Annotated in this window: 17 protein-coding genes; all 17 read left to right on the top strand. The window is 41.7% G+C overall.

Annotated elements, in window-relative coordinates:
* Positions 1–24 precede the first annotated feature (24 nt).
* The gene (locus EZ437_RS01490; protein ID WP_131592537.1) at positions 25–798 is read left to right on the top strand and encodes a polysaccharide biosynthesis/export family protein; all 774 of its coding nucleotides are present in this window, start codon (positions 25–27) and stop codon (positions 796–798) included.
* Positions 799–816: 18 nt separating this feature from the next.
* Positions 817–3,153 carry a GumC family protein gene (locus tag EZ437_RS01485; RefSeq protein WP_131592535.1) on the top strand — a complete coding sequence of 779 codons (2,337 nt, stop codon included), beginning with the start codon at positions 817–819 and terminating at the stop codon, positions 3,151–3,153.
* 79 nt (positions 3,154–3,232) lie between these two features.
* Positions 3,233–4,258, top strand: coding sequence for a polysaccharide pyruvyl transferase family protein (locus EZ437_RS01480; protein WP_165500317.1), 1,026 nt, complete (start codon positions 3,233–3,235; stop codon positions 4,256–4,258).
* A gap of 2 nt (positions 4,259–4,260) precedes the next feature.
* Positions 4,261–6,051 carry an ABC transporter ATP-binding protein gene (locus EZ437_RS01475; RefSeq protein WP_131592530.1) on the top strand — a complete coding sequence of 597 codons (1,791 nt, stop codon included), beginning with the start codon at positions 4,261–4,263 and terminating at the stop codon, positions 6,049–6,051.
* A gap of 37 nt (positions 6,052–6,088) precedes the next feature.
* A complete protein-coding gene (locus tag EZ437_RS01470; protein WP_131592528.1) occupies positions 6,089–7,369 on the top strand; it encodes a UDP-N-acetylglucosamine 1-carboxyvinyltransferase in 1,281 nt (426 codons plus the stop codon).
* 19 nt (positions 7,370–7,388) lie between these two features.
* On the top strand, positions 7,389–8,246 hold the full coding sequence (gene murB, locus EZ437_RS01465) for a UDP-N-acetylmuramate dehydrogenase (protein ID WP_131592526.1): 858 nt from the start codon (positions 7,389–7,391) through the stop codon (positions 8,244–8,246).
* A gap of 6 nt (positions 8,247–8,252) precedes the next feature.
* A complete protein-coding gene (locus EZ437_RS01460) occupies positions 8,253–9,248 on the top strand; it encodes a glycosyltransferase family 2 protein (protein ID WP_131592524.1) in 996 nt (331 codons plus the stop codon).
* Positions 9,249–9,280: 32 nt separating this feature from the next.
* On the top strand, positions 9,281–10,276 hold the full coding sequence (locus EZ437_RS01455; protein WP_131592522.1) for a glycosyltransferase family 2 protein: 996 nt from the start codon (positions 9,281–9,283) through the stop codon (positions 10,274–10,276).
* A gap of 15 nt (positions 10,277–10,291) precedes the next feature.
* Entirely contained in the window at positions 10,292–10,831 is a 540-nt protein-coding gene (locus EZ437_RS22000) for an acyltransferase (protein ID WP_131592520.1), read from the top strand.
* A gap of 123 nt (positions 10,832–10,954) precedes the next feature.
* A complete protein-coding gene (locus EZ437_RS01445) occupies positions 10,955–11,434 on the top strand; it encodes an acyltransferase (protein WP_225869467.1) in 480 nt (159 codons plus the stop codon).
* The gene (locus EZ437_RS01440) at positions 11,431–12,561 is read left to right on the top strand and encodes a glycosyltransferase (protein ID WP_131592516.1); all 1,131 of its coding nucleotides are present in this window, start codon (positions 11,431–11,433) and stop codon (positions 12,559–12,561) included. The genes EZ437_RS01445 and EZ437_RS01440 overlap by 4 nt, the downstream gene beginning before the upstream one ends.
* A gap of 10 nt (positions 12,562–12,571) precedes the next feature.
* Positions 12,572–13,612 (top strand): glycosyltransferase family 4 protein, encoded by a 1,041-nt coding sequence (locus EZ437_RS01435; RefSeq protein WP_131592514.1) that lies wholly within the window; start codon positions 12,572–12,574, stop codon positions 13,610–13,612.
* Complete coding sequence (locus tag EZ437_RS01430; protein WP_131592512.1) at positions 13,609–14,859, top strand: glycosyltransferase family 4 protein; 1,251 nt, start codon at positions 13,609–13,611, stop codon at positions 14,857–14,859. The genes EZ437_RS01435 and EZ437_RS01430 overlap by 4 nt, the downstream gene beginning before the upstream one ends.
* A 16-nt stretch (positions 14,860–14,875) precedes the next feature.
* A complete protein-coding gene (locus EZ437_RS01425) occupies positions 14,876–15,961 on the top strand; it encodes an acyltransferase family protein (RefSeq protein WP_131592510.1) in 1,086 nt (361 codons plus the stop codon).
* Entirely contained in the window at positions 15,958–17,250 is a 1,293-nt protein-coding gene (locus tag EZ437_RS01420; RefSeq protein WP_131592508.1) for a hypothetical protein, read from the top strand. The genes EZ437_RS01425 and EZ437_RS01420 overlap by 4 nt, the downstream gene beginning before the upstream one ends.
* A gap of 49 nt (positions 17,251–17,299) precedes the next feature.
* A complete protein-coding gene (locus EZ437_RS01415) occupies positions 17,300–18,421 on the top strand; it encodes a glycosyltransferase family 4 protein (RefSeq protein WP_225869466.1) in 1,122 nt (373 codons plus the stop codon).
* Positions 18,418–19,566: an XrtY-associated glycosyltransferase XYAG1 gene (locus tag EZ437_RS01410; RefSeq protein ID WP_131592504.1), complete on the top strand. Its 1,149-nt coding sequence runs from the start codon at positions 18,418–18,420 to the stop codon at positions 19,564–19,566. Before EZ437_RS01415 ends, EZ437_RS01410 begins: the two co-directional genes overlap by 4 nt.
* Position 19,567: the final 1 nt, after the last annotated feature.

Here is a 19,567-nt window from a genome sequence, read left to right as displayed (position 1 = left end):
TCTACGAAAAATATGAATGTAAATATGAAAAAAAACCTGAAGTATTTCTTGCTATTAAGTACGGTGTTTTTATACTCCTGTGCCTCCAAAAAGAGCACTGTATATTTTAACAACCTAGCAGATACTGTTTTGTCTACTCATGTAAATATGGCTAAGTTCACTGAGCCAGTGATCCAGAAGGATGACATCTTAGCCATTACCATCCAAACCATCGATCCGAATACTTCTTCTGCAAATATGCAAATGCCGACTACCGCAAATACTGGCGGAATCCAGGCCCAGCAAAATATATCCGGATACCTGGTCGACAATGATGGCATGATTGAGCTTCCAATGATTGGTAAACTGAAACTAGGTGGACTCAATACCTATGAAGCTAAAAAACTGATCGTGGAAAAGGCTTCTAAGTATTTGAAGGATCCGGTAGTGCAGGTCCGTTTTGCTAACTACAGAATTACGGTAATTGGAGAGGTTAGTAAGCCGGCGACATTTACCGTTCCAAGTGAAAAGGTCTCTATTCTGGATTTGTTGGGAATGGCCGGTGACTTGACCATATATGGCCGCCGTGACAACATTATGTTGATCCGAGACCATGGCGACAAAAAGGAAATTGCCAGGCTGAACCTGTCTTCCTCAGATATAATGGAATCTCCTTATTTCTATTTGAAACAGAACGATGTCATCTATGTAGAGCCTAATAAAGCTAAAATGTCTGTAAATAATACAGAGCGGTTTAGAATATTAAGCGCTACGCTATCGATCATATCGCTAGGCATTGTCATATTAACCAGATTTTAGTTCGCTCATCATATCCATATGTCCAAAATAGAAAAAGAGAATACAAAGATCAGTTACCTTTTACCTAAGCTATTGGAAAAATGGTATTGGTTTGTTATTTCAGCTATTGTATTCGTTTCATTGTCTTACTTATACCTAAAATATCAAACCCCAATCTATAAGACTACGGCAAAAGTTCTCATCAATAATGGGAAAAGCGGGGGTGCCTCAGAACTTCAGGAATTGGGGGGGCTGATCAATAACAGCAGAAACATTGATGATGAGATGGTAATCCTGAAAACTTACTACTTAATGGAAAAGGTAGTAAAGGAACTGAAAGCAAACATCACTTATTTCAAAGAAGGAAGGCTGAAGCCAGTAGAGTTGTATGAGCCGCCTTTCATATTCAACATATTGGAAGGTCCTGAGAAAATTGTTTCTGGTTTGTTTAAGATTGGCTTTAAGGGGAATAAGATTTCTTTTGAACATGGTGATAAGGAACGCCAGATCAAATTTTATGAACCATTCATGATTGAAGGAATCGGAAAGGTACAAATAGAACGCCGGCCTGATCAGCCCATATTGGATGAGTCTTATATGGTGAGTGTGAGCTCAATTGAGGCCAAGGCAAATTCCTTTGTAAACAGTTTGGCAGTTGCATTAACGAACAGTAAGGTCAATATTTTAGACTTGAGCTTCAACGCTGCACTTCCAAGGAAATCTGTGGATGTGTTGAATAAACTGGTAGAGAAATACGCGGAAGTTAACATCAATGATAAAAATAGGATTGCGGACAGTACTGTCGCTTTTATTGAGGAACGCCTGGCTTACGTGGGTAGCGAATTGGGTAGTGTGGAAGGAGATATCCAAAGATTTAAACAAGGAAGAAAAATCGCTGATATTTCTGCTCAGTCGAGGATGTTGATTGAAAATTCCGGGGATTATGTGAAGGAGCTGAGTAAGGTGGAAACCCAGTTAAGCATTCTTAGTTCCCTGGAAAAGGAACTACAGGAAGAGAGCAAAAATAAAAGGATATTCCCCAGTAGTTCTTTGCTGGATGACCCCTCTTTTGGATCGCTTATCGATAAATATAACGTAGTGGTATTGGAAAGAGAACGGCAATTGCTCACTTCCACGGAAAGTAATCCATATATCATCAATCTTGACCAGCAGATAGCCGGGTTAAGAAGGGATATGATGACCAGCCTTCAAGGAACGCTAAAGGCGTTGAACGTGAGCAAGTCACAGCTGAATAAACGCGGACAGCAAATTGAAAGTGGTATCATAGGGGTTCCTGAAACGGAGCGTAATTTTCTGGATCTTTCCAGGCAGCAGCAGATCAAGCAGGAATTGTATATATTTTTGATGCAGAAAAGAGAAGAGACCGGAATCTCAAAGACGGCGAACGTCTCTAATTCGAAGGTTATCGAATTTCCGAGAACAGGGGGCACACCTATCAGCCCGAATAACAACACCATTCTATTGATGGGTTTTGTAATCGGTCTGGCCCTTCCCTTCTCCTTTATCTACATTAAGGATGTCTTGAATACCCGAATAAACGGGAAGGAAGATGTTACGAATAAGACTTCGGCGCCAATTATCGGTGAGATCGGAAACAGTGATTCCAGTGATATTGTGGTCGTATCCAGAGGTTCTAGATCGCCTATCGCGGAACAGTTCAGGGCTTTGAGAACGAACCTTTCGTTCATATTGAAAGGGGATGAAAAAGTCATTCTGATTACGTCAAGCATGTCTGGTGAAGGAAAGTCGTTTGTGGCGCTGAACCTGGCCAACACGCTGGCCATATCTGGTAAGAAGGTATTAGCCATGGAGCTTGACCTGAGAAAACCCAACTTATCTAACAAGCTGGATCTAAACAGGAACATGGGCTTCACGAATTACATAATAGATGAGAACATAGCCCTGGAGAGTATCATCCAGCCTTCTGGAAGCGATGAAAATATGTTTATCATTTCTTCAGGTCCACTTCCTCCAAATCCGGCGGAGATTATCCTTAATGAAAAAGTAGCCGGCCTGATGGAGAAATTAAGAGGGATGTTTGACTACATCATCATCGATGCACCACCAGTTGGTTTGGTGACGGATGCGCAATTGCTAAGCAAATATTCTGATGCGACGCTTTATCTGGTGAGGCAGGGATATACCTATAAAAACCAAATTGCTATTACAGAAGAGATTTACCAGAACAAAAGGATGAAAAGCCTGTGTCTGGTAATCAATGATATTGACTTAAAATCTGGGGCATATGGTTATGGCTACGGCTATGGTTACGGCTACGGATACGGCTATTATGACGGAAGTACTGCCAAGCGCGGGATCTTCGCAAAGATGGCCGATAAGCTCAGAAAATTATAAACGGTAATCAATTAAAGCTAAGACAATGTTCCTTACAAGCACTCAAATCAAACATCTACTGAGAAATTTGAACCAAAAGATGATCAAGACACCCTTTGGTATTGTGGGAGGCTATCACGGGTATAATCTTGGTGACATGGCTTTGGGGGCATCAATCATCGAAGTGCTGAGTGCACAGGGTAAACCGAGTGGCCTGCAAACCATTTACAATTTAGAAAAATGGCCCACCACACAATTTGCCATAGTGGGAGGAGGTGCAGTAGGATACAATGATTCGCTGGGAAAGGTGGCGGCAAGGTATAAAGATCACTATGGCAAAGTTGCTTTGCTGGGAGTTGATTTTATGGAGGATACTTATGCCGAAGATTGTCTGGAACTAATCAGGGGAGCTGCCTTTGTTAGTGGCAGGAGCAAATCGCAGGCTGAAAAGCTAATGAAGTCTACCGGAAGGGCCGAAATTTTTCATCATCCTGATATCGCATTTTCCTTGTTTTCTGGTGTGCAGCCAACAAAAAGGAATCAGACCGCTAAAAAGAAATTGCTGATAAACGTGCTGCCACTCTATGGGTCTGTTAAAAATGGAAAATTACAGCCATTGGAGAAGTATAAATCGGAACGGCCTGGTTTGTTTGATAATTTTCATCAAATGCACGTGTCTTATAAACAGGGGCTTAGAAGATTGGTAAAGAATGCAGTTGCCGAAGGTTACAGTGTGGAAACCATTCCTTTTACCCTTCAGGATGAAGCCTATGGACATATTTTGCTGGATGATCTTCCGGTAAAACATCATCCTTATCATTCAAATGTATTGAAGATGTATAAAACGATTTCGTCTGCCGACTGGGTAGTGTCTACGCGTCTGCACGCCACCATCTTCGCGCTGAAGGCGGGAATTAAGGTAACGCCAATTGCTTATGCGACAAAAAACGAGCTGATGCTGGAAGAACTTGGAGTGGAACGGTCCAGTTTTTTAACAACACAAGACCTTGCGAATGGGAAAAATGTAATACCACCACCGATTGTGTACAATAAGGAGGTCTTGAAAGCATGGGGAGCTACCAGCAGGGAAGCAATAGAAAAGGCCATAGAATCTGTAATGAAATAAGCATGAACAGGGAAATCGATCATACCATATTGGGTTATTTTAAGTTCTTCTATAGGATCCTTGGCAACAAGCTCTTATTTACCATGTTGCTGGGCCTGGGCGTCAGCTTCCTGGATGGGATAGGACTTGCCATGTTCATTCCCCTGCTGCAGTTCATCGACAATGCTGCCGCTGTATCGAAAGAATCTATGGGGGGACTGCATTATATCATCAATCTGTTTCAATGGTTCAATGTCCCGGTAAATATTTATTCTGTGCTGGGGCTAATGGTTATCACTTTCTCAGTAAAAGGCTTGCTGAATTACTTCCAGCTGATGCAACAGGTGAACCTGAGGCAGCTATTTATGGTGAAGTTAAGAAATGAGCAGACGCTGGATTTGCAGGAGTTGAAGTATTCGGGGTTTTTAAACCTGGATGCCGGTAAGATTCAAAACACACTCACTACAGAAGTAAGCCGGGTACTTCAAGCCGTGATTAGCTTTATGGGTAGTTTTAAGGGCTTGGTAATGCTCCTGAGTTACCTCATTCTTGCGTTTCTTTCCAATTGGCAGTTTGCAATGCTGGTGGTTCTGGGGGGAGGATTGTCAAACCTAGTATTCAGGAAGATCTTTAATTCAGTGAAACAGTCTTCTGTGCAGCTTTCCTTTAAAGGACACGTCTTCAATGCCTACATTATACAGGCGGTCCATTCTTTTAAGTACCTCAAAGCAACCAATTACTTCAGGATATTTTCGCTTAAACTGAATGATATCATCAAACAGATGGAGCAGGTGAACCGTAAGATTGGTTACAACCAGTCCATCACAGCAAGTGTGAGGGAACCTCTGATTATACTTATTGTAGCCATCGTGATCATTTTACAGATCAAATTGCTTGGAAGCAATTTAGGTTCGATCATCTTAAGCATACTGTTGTTTTACAGGGCACTGGTCAGTTTGATATCTGTACAGGCATCATGGCAGTCATTTATGCAAAATGTGGGTTCTTTAAACTCCCTTGAAGACTTGAGAAATCAAATGCAGGAAAATAAAGAAGTTCAGATTGAAGCGGCACTTCCGGACTTTAAAAAGGAAATTTCATTGTCTAAGCTCGACTTCTGGTATGGTAATAACCATGTGTTAAAGAATATCAATATAGACATTGAGAAAAACCAGACCATAGCTTTAGTTGGCGAAAGCGGCTCTGGTAAGACTACGCTGGCAAACCTGATTACAGGTTTGATTAAACCTGTGAATGGTGATATCCTAATAGATGGCAAATCACTCTTTGATTTTAACCTGGATAGTTATCGTAGCCGCATCGGATATATCTCGCAGGAAGCCGTCATTTTTACCGATACGCTATTTAACAACATTACTTTTTGGGCCGAGAAAAATGATCGGAATTTACAGCGTTTTTGGGAGGTAATCGCCCAGACTTCCTTGACAAGCTTTATTGAGGAGCTTGAAAATAAAGAGGATACCCAGCTTGGAGACAACGGAATTTTGATATCAGGCGGACAGAAGCAAAGGATTTCCATTGCCAGGGAACTCTATAAAAATGCTGACATATTAATTTTTGATGAAGCTACATCGGCCCTGGACTCTGAAACTGAGCGGTACATACAAGATAACATTGAAAAATTACATGGAAAGTATACGATGGTAATCATCGCACACCGACTTTCAACGATTAAAAATGCAGATACCATATACCTTCTTGAGAATGGTGAGGTAACAGCGAAGGGCAATTTTAATGAAATGCTTGATTCATCTGTAAGGTTTCAGCGAATGGTGGCTTTACAGGACTTTTAACTATAAATGACAATGATCTCAACTTTATGCTTTTATTATGAAATCTAACTTAACAGCCACCATTAAGGGTGGGCAAATACCTCATGGGAAAGTGAGGGTAAGCGGGGCAAAGAATGCAAGCACACGACTGCTCGCTGCGGCGTTGATAGCAGACGAGCCAGTTACATTGATGAACTTCCCTACAGAGCTGGTCGATGCCAGGTACAAAATGGACTTTATCGAAAAGTGTGGTGGAAAGGTGCAGGTTGATGAAATCGAGCAGACGGTTACGGTAGATTCATCTAACCTGGAAGACAGATTGCTGGATAGTTATGATTTTCCGATAAGAACTACGTATCTGCTGGTAGCGGGACTGATCAAACGCTCAGGTATTGCAAGGATTCCGTACCCGGGTGGCTGCAAGATTGGGGACAGAGGATATGATTTGCACATGATGGTGTGGGAGAAGCTAGGTGCGACGGTGACAGAAAAGCCAGATTATATAGAAATTACTGCACCGAAGGGATTTAGTCCGGGTGAGATAAATTTCCCTATTTCAACGATTGGAGGTACAGAGAATGCACTGATATCTGCAGCAACCATAGATGGTGAAACGATCATAAAAAATGCCTATATCAGTCCTGAGATAGAAAGCCTCATTGAGTTCCTCAGAACATTGGGAGCCAAAATTGATGTAGTAGGGAATAGCTTTGTGAAAGTGACAGGGGCTAGTAAATTAAGGGGGTCATTATTTAATGTAATGCCAGATAGGATTGAGGCAATCACCTGGATTGTGTACGGCATCATTTCAGGAGGAAATATAGTGGTAGAAGATGTTCCATTCGATACGATGGAAATACCCTTGATTCACTTAAGTCACGCGGGAATAGATTTATACAGGAATAAAAACAATGTGATCATTTCACCTGAATGCCTGGTAAACGGAAAAGTACAGCCATTTGAACTCGCATGCGGTACGCATCCGGGAATAATTTCCGATATGCAGCCATTTTATACTTTATTAGGTCTTCATGCAGATGGTACAAGTAGAATTTTCGATTACCGTTATCCAGAAAGATTGAAATACTGTGAACAACTCAGTAAATTTTATCAGGGCGGCCTTAAATGGCAGCCGGGGACTATCACTACCTATGGGAATTCAAATATCATTGGAGCGGAGGCCACCTCGACCGATTTGAGAGGGAGTATGGCGCTTGTACTGGCGGCATTGCTGGCTGAAGGGGAGTCTACCATACACAATGTAGAGATGGCATTGAGAGGGTATAACAATTTAGAGCAAAAACTGAAGGGCCTTAACATCAACATCGAGGTATATTAGTCAGTTAAGAAATTTCACTATGAAAATTGTCAGCGATTTAGATCTTACACCTTATAATTCCTACCGGATTCCCGCAATCTGTAAAAGGGCCTTTTTTCCCGAATCAGAAGCTGAAATTCAGCAGATCTTTCAAGAATATCCTGAAACTAAGAAAATTATAATTGGTAGTGGCCACAACATTATTTTCTCCAGAGACCGCTATGAAGATGATTTTATTATTTTTTCGGGAAATTTTGAAAAGGTAGTATGTGAGGACGATAAAATCTCTGCTGAATCTGGAGTATCAATGTTGGACTTAAGTAATATCGCGCTGAGTTATTCATTGTCAGGCCTGGAACTATTTTATGATATTCCCAGTTCACTTGGGGGAGCCATTGTCATGAATGCTGGTGCCAGCGGGGAAGATATCCAAAGTCTACTTTTAACGGTAAGATATTACGATCCGCAGGCTGATGTCTTTAAAGAGGTAGAAAGAAAGGGACTGGATTTTGAATACAGGAACAGTTTTTTTCAGCAAAATCCACATCTGATCATTACCCATGCTTTCCTGCAATTGCGACATGGCGATAAACAGGAGATAGGGGATAAGATGGAAAATAATAAAAAATTAAGGTGGGCTAAGCAACCTAAAGAGTTTCCAAACGCTGGAAGCGTTTTTAAGCGACCGAAAGGACATTTTGTGGGCGTTATGATGGAAGAGATGGGTTTAAAAGGTTATACGATTGGCGGAGCCCGGATATCAGAAAAACATGGGGGTTTCATTGTGAATTTTGACAATGCTACCGGAAAAGATATCCTGGAAATTATAACCCTTGTTAAAAAACGTGTCCTTGAAACTTATTCATTGGATATAGAGGTTGAACAAAGAATTATTTAATCTGATATGGAAAAAGAAATGCCGCTTGTAAGTATTGTTTCGGGCTATTATAATAGGGTTAACTTTGTTGACGAGTCTGTTTCCAGTCTAATCAACCAAACCTATCAGAATATTGAAATTTTAATATTCGACGATTGTTCCAAGGACGGCACTTACGAAAAACTTAAGGCCTTTGAACAAATTGACTCGAGGTTAAGGGTGATCAGGCATGAAAACAACAAAGGTTTTGTCAGGGGAATGATTGATGCGGTAGCTATTGCTAAAGGTGAGTTCATTGCGGTGCATGGATCGGGAGATATTTCTCTCCAGGACCGCGTAAGTGAGCAAGTGGCTGCTTTGATCAATGATCCAACTCTTGGAGCAGTTGGATGTCATTATGAAAATGTAAAAATTGATGCTGCCAATCCTGTTTCACATGCAAAATCTAAAATTGTGAGAAGGGATTTTTCCGGTAATGCGCAGCAGACACTAACGAAAGAAAATATATTTACGCATGGTGAAGTGATGTTTAGAAAGGCTACCTACGAGCAGGCCGGTGGATATAGAGAACTATTCAAGTTTGCTCAAGACAGGGACCTATGGTGCCGGATGAGTATGATCTCGGATTTTTACATTGTGCCTAAGCAACTTTACAAAAGGTTTTCATTGCCTGATGGGGCTTCAGTAGTTGTAGAAAAAAGGGTGGTCCAGAAAGTTTTAGCGGAATTTGCAGTACAAAATCATGAATTGCGTTTAGCCGGAAAACCTGATCTTATTAAAATTTACGGCAACCAGGCGCTTATTTTCTTTAAGTATACCGACAGGTTCATCAGAAACATTTATCCGGTGATCATTGGCGGTTACATGGAGCACAACAATAAACCAAATCCGATAGTACTGGGGATTGTGAAGCAAGTTACCTCAAGATATTTTCTGAACCGGTTTTCCATCATGCTCTATCTTTTATATTTCGTGTTGCCCGAAAATGTAGGAAAATATATTGGGAGAAAAAGGAACTGGTAAACTTAATTAACAAATCCTGACTGTTTTTTGATATGAAAAAAGAAGATTTAAGCCCGCTGGTTTCCATTATTGTTCCCTGCTTCAATGCTGAAGCTTACCTGGCAGATGCAGTCAATTCTGTACTTCGGCAGAGCTATACGAATTGGGAGTGTCTCTTGATAGATGATAAGTCATCTGACAATACTTTTGGTCTGATTGAAAAATACGAGCGTGATTTTCCAGGCAAAATAAAGGGATTAGTGAATCCGGGAAAAGGGGCTTGCGATGCCAGGAATTTCGGACTAGAGCAAGCTAAAGGGGAATGTGTTAAGTTTCTGGATTCAGACGACGCAATGTTTGATGATGAGACATTGTTTAGTCAGGTTAACTTCTTAGAGGAAAACAAGCTGGATATCGTTTTTGGCGTAGAGCATTATTTTCAGGATAAGTTTGAGGCTGAAAATTTGGTTAAAAAGCGGGGTGCATTGTTGAATGACACGAATGTTAATAGCCAATTTTTTACGCGGTTCCCGATAACGTCGAATTTCTTGTTGCGATCTTCAGTTAGTTCGGAACTAAGATGGAACGGAAAATTGAAGTCGGGCCAGGAATTCCATTTTCTTTTCATGTGTTTGCTAAATAAGTTGAGGTTCGGATTTCAGGATATTCCTGCGGCAAAAATTCGCATACACAATTCTATTCACAGAATCAGTAATAAGACGCCAGAGGTATATGTAGCACAAACGTTTGACTTGATAAAACAGCTGTCCCACGAGTTAGAAAGATATAAGTATAGTAATCAGGAGTTTTTATCAGCATTTAATGTTTGGAAACTGCGGTGGTGTTTCTCTGCTTTAAGAGTTAAAAACTTTCCCGTTTTCAGGTCCATACAAAATCTTCTGCTTAAGCCATCGGCACTAAAGATTGGGAATGCTGAAGTACGGTTTCTATATCGATTGAATTTTTTAAGCCCATATCTGGCTTTCGCATTTTATGAAATATTTAAAAAGACAGTTAAACGTGATGTGCTGCGCGGCAGCCTCCAATAGAAATATATCCGAATTATGAAATTTAAATCAGCACTATCTGAATTTAACTTATTTATATGCAATTACGTAGTGGGTTATTTCCCGTCAAGAAGGGTAAGGCTTTTCTATTATCGAAATGTGATGAAATTTTCACTTGGACCACACACCTCTTTATTTATGGGCGCATGGTTTAATGCTAAAGGGGGATTGAAAATTGCCGGACAGACAATTATAAATGCAAATTGCCATATAGATACGAGGGGAGGCATTGAAATAGGTAAAAATGTTTCGATTTCTTACGGTGCAGCAATAGTAACAGGAGATCATAATGTTCAAGATCCTCATTTCAGAGCCCGTTTTAGAAAAGTTGTGATTGAGGATCATGTATTCATCGGGTTTAAAGCGATCATTTTAGGTGGAGTAACCATTGGATATGGAAGTGTTGTGTCGGCTGGTGCCGTTGTTACAAAAGATGTGCCTCCTCTTACAATCGTGGCCGGTGTGCCAGCCCGGAAAATTGGAGATAGAAAGGATGATTTTAAAAGACAGATGATTTATTCAAGGTTGTTTGCTTAGATAGACAGTTTTATGGGTTTAGTTAATAGTAGATTTTTTCAACACGCTTGTTTTCTTATCCGGTTCAGATACAAAAAGAGATTTTTAAGTAGTTTGAGGAAAGCTAAGTATAAACTTTTGGGAATGAAGGTTGGGGCCGGCACCAAATTGCCTGGGATGTATGTAACCTGGCCGCACCAGGTGTCTATCGGAGCAAATTGTCAACTTGAACATAGCATTTATTTTAAATTCGATGGAATCTGGAAAAAAGGTCAGACTATTCTCGTTGGGGACAACGTGTTTATTGGTGCAGGGTGTGAATTTAATATCAGAAAAGGCATAAGTATTGGAAAGGACTCTTTGATAGCATCAGGTTGCAAATTCATTGATCATGACCACGGAACTCAAGACGGGACAAGGATGCGTTTGCAAAGTGGGGAGGAGCGGGATATCAAAATAGGCAGTGATGTTTGGCTTGGATTTAATGTCATTGTGCTGAAAGGTGTGGAAATAGGTGAGGGAGCTGTAGTCGCTGCGGGAGCAGTTGTTACGAAGCCAATCTTGCCCGGAGAGATCTGGGCAGGCGTGCCTGCCCGTAAAATTGGAAAGAGGGGTATGGCATGAAGGTAGTATTTCTATGTGGTGCAATGGAAGCTGGAAGGGATGGTGTGGGTGACTATGTACGCAGGTTGAGTGCTGAACTCATCAGGCAGGGGCACCATCCTGCCGTAGTGGCGCTAAATGACAGATATATTCAGGATGTTTTTTTTGAGATCCAAAAAACAGAGGGAACAATCATACCCGTATTAAGAATTCCTGAGAACTGGTCAAACAAGAGGAGGTATGGAATAGCAAATAAATTTATAACGGATTTTGGACCTGAAATATTGAGCCTGCAATTCGTGCCTTATTCTTTTCATGTCAAAGGAATTCCTTATCACATGTTGTTTGGCTTGAAACACATCCTTACAGAAAAGCGGTTCAAATTTCACGTAATGTTTCATGAAATGTGGCTGGATACACCTGTTGGGGTGTTACAAAGAATTACAGCAATTGCGCAAAAAATGCTTGTTGCCAGATTGGTAAAAATGCTTAAACCTGCAATAGTCAATGTATCCATACCTTTTAATCAGATAAGATTAAAGAAAATGGGGATTACCTCCGCGATTTTGAATCTTTTTGGGAATATCTATAAGGAAGGGAGAATGGATGTGCCTTTGAAAACAGAATGGAGAAAACATATAGACGGAATCTCTCTGTTATACTTTGGGGCACCTCCTAAGGGTCGTTTTCTTAAGGAACTAACGGATAAACTTGAAGCTTTTTGTGAAGTTAGCAGGTTCAGTTTTACGATTTTTTTAGCCTGTGGGCGCTCTGGTGCTAAAGATAGATTTGTAGAGGAACTTCATGTGAAGCTGGATGTATTTGGTTGTGAGATTGTTGACTGCGGGTTTCTTGAAATAGACATGATCAGCTCCCTTATGACTCAGTGCACGGCTGGTATTTCAAGGTCTAGTGCCAATTTACTTGGAAAAAGCGGAGGTACAGTTGCTATGCTGGAGCATGGCTTGCCCGTATGGATGCCAAAATGGGATGGATCGGATAAGTTGGGACTGGGCTTTAGAGAAGAGTTGATATTTGCGGATTTAAACAGTGCGATTGCAACTATGAAAAAGCATAAATACCAACCAATACTGGAAGATGTTGCCAAAGATTTTTTAAAGCAATTTAATAGCCCGCAGGTAACTTAAAATATAGGACATGAGAATACTATTTATCACACATTATTTTTATCCTCAGATTGGCGGCATCGAAGTGAATTCTGAAATACTGGCCGGCGAATTTCATAAGTATGGCCATGATGTCCGCCTGGTAACCTGGTCTGAAGATCCTTATAAAAAGGTATTTCCTTATGAGGTGATCAGAAAACCAGGGAAAATGAAATTGATAGCTGAACATAAATGGGCTGAGGTAGTATTTGAAAATAACCCTAGTTTAAGGCTTGCCTGGCCGGCATTTTTTCTTGGTAAACCTTCTGTCGTTGCATTGAGGACATGGGTAAGGAGAAATGACGGGAGCATGGGCTGGCAGGACAGACTTAAAACCTTGTGGCTAGCACGGGCAAAACAGGTGATTGCTGTAAGTAAGGCGATCAGGGATGAATGCTGGCCTGCCGCTTCGGTAATAGGAAATCCTTATAGAAATGAAGTTTTCAAGAGCCTTTCAGATGACGATCGCCCGGGCGATTTTATGTTCCTTGGCAGGTTAGTGTCTGATAAAGGGGCCGACCTGGCATTGAAGGCTTTTAATGAGATTGTCAAATTTCAGGGTGCGGGAGTATCTACTAAAAGACAATTCAATTTTACAATCGTAGGCGACGGACCGGAACGAAAGAAGCTAGAAGCGCTAGTAGATAAATTTGGGATTAATACTTCAGTACACTTTACCGGGGCGCTGCGGGGAGATGCGCTTGTCGAGGCCTTGAACAGTCATAAATACCTGATAGTTCCCTCGGTATGGAAGGAGCCATTTGGTAATGTGGCACTGGAGGGATTGGGCTGCGGTTGTTTGCCGATAGTTGCAAATGGCGGAGGTTTGCCTGATGCCATTGGTAATGCCGGGATGGTATTTGAGAGAGGTAACCTGGACGCTCTTGTAAACACCCTGAAGAATTTGTTGCAGGATCCTAGGCTGGAAGCCAGCCTCAGGTCTAATGCAAGTGAACACCTGAAGAACCATGATCCTGGTGTAGTGGCTTCAAAATATCTTAAAGTTATTAATCAAGCACTTATTGAATCATGAAAGTAATCGTATCCCATCCACAAGGTAATAGAAATGTAAGGGCGATCATTTCCGCATTCGATAAAAGACAACAACTGGCGGAATTTGATACTACCATTGCGGTGGACGAGCAATCGGTCTGGCTTCAACTGTTGCCTGCAACATTGCGGACGGAACTCCTGAGGAGGACATTTCCATTGAATCCGGGAATGATCACCAGCCACCCGCTCCGAGAAATAGGTAGGATGGTGTTTCCGAGAATTGGTTTGAAAAGTATAACCAGGCATGAGGAAGGCTGGGCATGTGTAGATCAGGTATACCGTGATCTGGACAGGCGTGTGGCAGGAAGGCTGGCTGATTTGGTGAAAAAACAAAATATAAATGCGGTATATGCTTATGAAGATGGGGCAATGAAGACCTTTTCTGCAGCGAAAAAATTAGGGCTGGCTTGTATTTATGATTTGCCGATTGCCTATTGGGAAACCGGGAGAAAGTTGATGATGGAGGAAGCAGAGAGATTGCCCAAATGGGCGGTGACACTGGGTGGTGGAGTAAAGGATTCGGCTGAAAAACTGGATAGGAAAGTAAAAGAGATGGAGCTGGCAGATATTATTATAGCACCAGGTAGCTTTGTGTCTGATTCAATTCCCGCATGGGCAAAGGATAAAGAAGTGGTGATCTCTCCTTTTGGATCGCCATTGTTGCAGGGAGAAAATAAGAATCAGACCAGCAGCCCTCAAGGTAAACTGAGGGTGTTGTTTGTGGGTTCTATGGGACAGCGTAAAGGTTTGGGTGATCTTATTGAGGCGATAAGATTGTTGGATACTAATATGGTAGAATTAGTGGTGATGGGCTCATTACTCGCTCCCCTGGAGTTTTACAAGGAAGAGTTGCCGGGTCTGATCTACGAACCCGGACGATCACATGATGGGGTGCTGGAATTGATGAGGAGTTGCGATGTATTTTGCCTGCCATCTATTGTGGAAGGGCGTGCACTGGTAATGCAGGAAGCAATGAGTCAGCAGGTGCCTCTGATCATCACTAAAAATACCGGTGGATCTGACCTCATAATAGAAGGAAAGACGGGTTTTTTAGTTCCTATTCAGTCTCCTGAAAGTATAGCTGACAAAATACAATGGTTTGTCGATAACCGGGAAGCCATTCCTGAAATGGGTAGAAAAGCTCAAAAGCATGCCGCAACTTATACCTGGGAAAATTATAGTACCCGCGTAGTGGAGTCAATAAATAACTATCTGGAAAAAATATAATGATGAAGCAATAAATATGAGCAACAGTACGGCTGTAAAAAGTAATTCAGAAAGAAAATTTGGTTTGGACCTGATCAGGGCAATTGCAATTTGCCTGGTCCTGGTGTCGCACTTTTCCAAACAGAGTGAGGCACTGGGATTTTGGGGAGTAGAATTATTTTTTGCCTTGAGTGGATACCTAATCGGTCAGATCCTGTGGCGTAATTTTAATGCTTCAGAAAACTGGAGCCTAAAGAACGTAGTTAATTTCTGGTCGAGGAGATGGTGGAGGACCTTGCCAAATTATTATTTGTTTTTGCTAATTATGCTGCTATATCATTACTATATACGGCCTCCTTTCCCTTCTTTGAAAGAGTTTACCGACTTTCTATGGTTTGGACAGAATCTTTTGAGCCGGAATCACGGATTTTACAGTGTATCCTGGAGCCTTTGTATTGAGGAATGGTTTTATTTAGTTTTTCCGGTATTGCTGTGGCTCTGCACAAAAGCTGGCTTTAAAGATAAACAGTCCTTCAACCTGACATTCGCTTTTTTGATTTTGTTTTCCATTGCGGTCAGGTTTTACCTGCAGTATACGGGCACGAGTTCGATCAGGACGATTAGCCTCGCAAGGCTTGATGCGATTTGCTATGGGGTTGCGGCTGCTTACTTATCTGCTGTTTTCACGCTTAGTTACCGTCTCAAAGTATTGCTCTTTACGCTGGGACTTTCGATGCTTTTACTGTCCGGACTGGTCTTTTACGGAATGGGGTACACAGTTCACTTTCTTAGTAACAGCCAGTTAATGTTGATCGTGGTGCCTCTGGCTGCTGCAGTTTTGCTGCCCTTTAGTTCGTTGATGGAACGACCTGAAAGCAGAGTTTATAGTTGGTTTATCGTGATGGTTGAAAAGCTTAGTCTATGGTCATATTCTATCTATTTAAGCCATATTCCAATTATGTTTACTATTTACCTACTGTTGGACAATATCCGAGATCATATAATAGGTAATTTGTTTTCAAAGATCTTGGGACTTACTATAACCATTTTATTCTCAGGGCTGATATTTAAATTTTTTGAACTGCCCTTTACAAGAATGCGGCCGAAAGAACTTAAACCATGAATAGTACGAATATAGCAATTGAAGATAAGACACTTAAAAATATGGTATGGGCGTACCTCGTCCTGCTTATTTTTGAAGGTGCTTTGAGAAAATGGTTTTTACCGGGCCTTGCTACTCCGCTACTGTTGGTACGCGATCCCATAGCGTTATGGGTGCTTTTTAAACTATGGAATAGAAATATGCTGCCTGCTAACCCTATTATGAATTCTATGTTATTACTAGGGTCGATTGGTATATTAACTACGATGTTAGCGGGACATGGAAATTTACCAGTCGCGCTGTTCGGAGCAAGACCATACCTCATTCATTTTCCCTTAATATTTGCTTTCGGTGTATTGCTAAACAGAGCCGATGTAGAGAAAATGGGCAAGTTCTTATTGTACGTATGTATCGGCATGACAATAGTTATGGGGCTTCAATTTTTTAGCCCGCAATCTGCCTGGATCAACAGAGGAGTAGGTGGCGACACAAGCGGAGCAGGATTTAGCGGAGCACTTGGCTATTTGAGGCCATCCGGAACTTTTTCTTTCGCAAATGGGATAACGCTTTTTTACGGATTAACTTCGTGTTTTATCTTTTATTTTTGGCTAAAACAAGGTACTGTAGATCGAAAACTATTGGTTGCTTCCACTATAGCCTTATTAGCTGCCATTCCTTTCTCGATTAGCCGCGGATTATTTTTCTACGTGGCTGTCACAGGGCTGTTTGTGCTGTTCACAATTGTCCGAAACCCTAAGTTTCTAGGAAAGATACTGATTGCTGTGTTTGCTTGTTTCCTGGTGTTTATACTACTAAACCAAATTGAGACTTTCCAGACGGCAATGCATGTCTTCATGACTAGATTTGAGAATGCAAGTGCGTCAGAAGGAGGGCTTGAAGGCACGCTTGGTGAAAGATATCTTGGAGGATTATTGGGCGCATTTTCATTTAATGAGGAGATGCCTGTATTTGGGTTTGGATTGGGGATACTTTCCAACGTGGGAACGATGCTATTGTCGGGTAACATTGTAAAAGGAGTATCTGAAGGTGAATGGAGTAAGGGTATTTATGAGATGGGGATAGTAATGGGGGTAATATTAATTTTCATTCGTCTTATATTCAGTTTTCAGATGTTCCTGAAATGTTACAAGAAACTAAGCAGCGGCGACATATTACCTTGGATATTGTTGAGCTTTTTCCTGCTCAATATTCCTCAGGGAAATTGGTCGCAACCAACTTCACTAGGTTTCTCAGTAATTATCGGAGTATTCCTGATTGGTTCATTTAATAAGTTGGAGGAGGAAGAATGATATGAAGATTGTTTTATTCACACATCCTTCTTTTTTAACCTCCCAAAGCATGCCCCGTTTTGCTGCAATGCTTTCGGATGGAATGGAAGAAAGAGGGCATACGGTCGACGTGCTTTCTCCGAAACCTCTTTTCTTTAATATACCGGTTCCGGCCCAATTCAAAAAATGGTTTGGTTACATCGATCAATATATAATTTTCCCCGGTACAGTGAAAGCGAAGTTAAGCAGCTATCCGAAGGAGACCTTGTTTGTATTTGCTGACCAGGCTCTTGGTCCCTGGATCCCACTAGTAGCGGATAGACCACATGTAATTCACTGTCATGACTTTCTTGCGCAGCAATCTGCAAAGGGACAGATGCCAGAAAATCCGGTCGGCCGGACTGGAGTCCAATATCAAAAGTATATCAGAAGAGGGTATTTGTCTGGCAAGAATTTCATTGCTGTCTCCAGAAAAACACAGGCAGACCTGCATGACTTTTATGGCTCAGTTCCTACGGTATCTGAAGTCGTATACAATGGCTTGACCGGTGAATTTTCGAAAGGGGGTATGGCAAAGATGCGGGAAAGGTTTTCCCGTCAAACCGGCATTGATTGTAGTAAGGGCTACATACTTCACGTTGGCGGCAATCAGTGGTATAAGAACCGACAGGGAGTATTGGAGATTTATAGTGCCTGGCGAAGTTTGCGTGGGCCGGATATTCCATTGATATTAATTGGCGCAAAGCCAGATGAAAGGCTGATGGCTGCCTTAAAAAAAACAGGATATATGGATGAAATCCATTTTCTGTCGGGCATAGACGATGATCTGCTGAAGACCGCCTATGCCGGAGCTTCGGTTTTTCTTTTTCCTTCCCTGGCTGAAGGATTTGGCTGGCCAATAGCAGAGGCCATGGCGTCCGGAGTTCCGGTGATTACCACAAATGAGGCCCCTATGACTGAAGTAGCAGGAGATGCCGCATTTCTGATCGAAAGAAGGCCTGCAAATGCAGCGTTAAAAGGGCAATGGGCAAAGGATTCGGCCTTGGTACTGGATCAGGTTTTGAAGGCTGAAGAACAAGCGCGGGAAAACAGGATTGACATGGGACTGGAAAATGTTAAAAGGTTTGATAGTAAGAAAACCCTTGATTTAATAGAAAGTATTTATTTAAAGGTTTTAGAAAAGAACATATGAAGGTATTGCATATAGTGCCCTTTTACAAGCCGGCTTTTATTTATGGGGGTCCGATAGCTTCTGTAAGCAAACTGTGCGAGAGCCAGCAGCGCGCAGGTGCTCAGGTCACCGTAATTACAACGAATGCCAATGGTAAGGCATCCGATCTGAAAGTAGACACCGGGAATTTTGTTATGGTGGATGGCGTGAGGGTGAGGTATTTTGACAGCATTACCAATGACAATACGTTCGTTTCGTTCAAACTATGGCGCTATTTGTACACCTGCTGCAGGGACTATGATATCGTACATATCCATACCTGGTGGAATTTTTTGGTTTTGGGAGCTGCACTGATCTGCAGGGCCAGAAAGGTAAAAGTCGTGCTTTCCCCACGGGGTATGCTGAGTGAGTATATTTTTAATTCGACCAATAGCGGGATTAAAAAAGGATTGCACCGGATTTTCGGCCGTTCGCTACTAAAAACAACAATTTTTAATGCTACTTCACAACAGGAATACGATGAGTGTAAAGCGCTGATTCCGGGTTGGGCTGGATTTGTATTACCGAATGTGATCGATTTGCCGGCTATTGAGATTAACAAGCCGCATAAAGAGGTATTTACTTTAAGTTTTTTATCGCGAATTGATCGCAAAAAAGGGCTTGAGTTTGTATTTGAAGCCATAACATTGCTCAACTTTCCTGTGCAGTTCCGCATTGCAGGTAAAGGAGAAGGAAGCTATATCGCAGAATTAAAAGCCCTGACGGAAAAACTAGGTATTGCCGACAAGGTCGAATGGGTAGGCTGGATGGGGCAGGAACAGAAATTTGCCGAGTTGATGCAAGCCGACTTATTTGTATTGGCGTCCTACAATGAGAATTTTGCCAATGTTGTGATTGAGGCCTTATATGCCGGAACTCCAGTTCTGATATCTGAACACGTGGGGTTGGCAAGTTATGTGGCGGATAATGAGTTGGGCTGGGTAACGAGTCTGGATCCCGCTGAGATAGCCCGTGCTATCAATGAATGCCATGATAATCAGAAAAAAACAGCGCTGATAAATGCAGAAGCCCACGATAAGATTATGGGTCATTTTTCGCCAGAGATATTGTCGGTCAACTATTTAGGGAGATATTCCGACATTATTGAAGATCAGTTTAAAGGATAGC

The organism is Pedobacter psychroterrae (assembly GCF_004331695.1).
In the GTDB taxonomy this organism is placed as follows: Bacteria; Bacteroidota; Bacteroidia; order Sphingobacteriales; family Sphingobacteriaceae; genus Pedobacter; species Pedobacter psychroterrae.
Note: the sequence above shows the minus strand (reverse complement) of the source record. Positions and strands in the feature narration are given on the sequence as shown.

Excerpts from the sequence above, each read along its gene's own strand:
- EZ437_RS22000 (WP_131592520.1), top strand. The coding sequence starts at position 10,292 with ATGAAATTTAAATCAGCACTATCTGAATTTAACTTATTTATATGCAAT.
- EZ437_RS01410 (WP_131592504.1), top strand. The coding sequence starts at position 18,418 with ATGAAGGTATTGCATATAGTGCCCTTTTACAAGCCGGCTTTTATTTAT.
- EZ437_RS01440 (WP_131592516.1), top strand. The coding sequence starts at position 11,431 with ATGAAGGTAGTATTTCTATGTGGTGCAATGGAAGCTGGAAGGGATGGT.
- EZ437_RS01475 (WP_131592530.1), top strand. The coding sequence starts at position 4,261 with ATGAACAGGGAAATCGATCATACCATATTGGGTTATTTTAAGTTCTTC.
- EZ437_RS01435 (WP_131592514.1), top strand. The coding sequence starts at position 12,572 with ATGAGAATACTATTTATCACACATTATTTTTATCCTCAGATTGGCGGC.
- EZ437_RS01445 (WP_225869467.1), top strand. The coding sequence starts at position 10,955 with ATGAAGGTTGGGGCCGGCACCAAATTGCCTGGGATGTATGTAACCTGG.
- murB (WP_131592526.1), top strand. The coding sequence starts at position 7,389 with ATGAAAATTGTCAGCGATTTAGATCTTACACCTTATAATTCCTACCGG.
- EZ437_RS01460 (WP_131592524.1), top strand. The coding sequence starts at position 8,253 with ATGGAAAAAGAAATGCCGCTTGTAAGTATTGTTTCGGGCTATTATAAT.
- EZ437_RS01430 (WP_131592512.1), top strand. The coding sequence starts at position 13,609 with ATGAAAGTAATCGTATCCCATCCACAAGGTAATAGAAATGTAAGGGCG.
- EZ437_RS01455 (WP_131592522.1), top strand. The coding sequence starts at position 9,281 with ATGAAAAAAGAAGATTTAAGCCCGCTGGTTTCCATTATTGTTCCCTGC.
- EZ437_RS01480 (WP_165500317.1), top strand. The coding sequence starts at position 3,233 with ATGATCAAGACACCCTTTGGTATTGTGGGAGGCTATCACGGGTATAAT.
- EZ437_RS01490 (WP_131592537.1), top strand. The coding sequence starts at position 25 with ATGAAAAAAAACCTGAAGTATTTCTTGCTATTAAGTACGGTGTTTTTA.
- EZ437_RS01425 (WP_131592510.1), top strand. The coding sequence starts at position 14,876 with ATGAGCAACAGTACGGCTGTAAAAAGTAATTCAGAAAGAAAATTTGGT.
- EZ437_RS01485 (WP_131592535.1), top strand. The coding sequence starts at position 817 with ATGTCCAAAATAGAAAAAGAGAATACAAAGATCAGTTACCTTTTACCT.
- EZ437_RS01470 (WP_131592528.1), top strand. The coding sequence starts at position 6,089 with ATGAAATCTAACTTAACAGCCACCATTAAGGGTGGGCAAATACCTCAT.
- EZ437_RS01420 (WP_131592508.1), top strand. The coding sequence starts at position 15,958 with ATGAATAGTACGAATATAGCAATTGAAGATAAGACACTTAAAAATATG.
- EZ437_RS01415 (WP_225869466.1), top strand. The coding sequence starts at position 17,300 with ATGCCCCGTTTTGCTGCAATGCTTTCGGATGGAATGGAAGAAAGAGGG.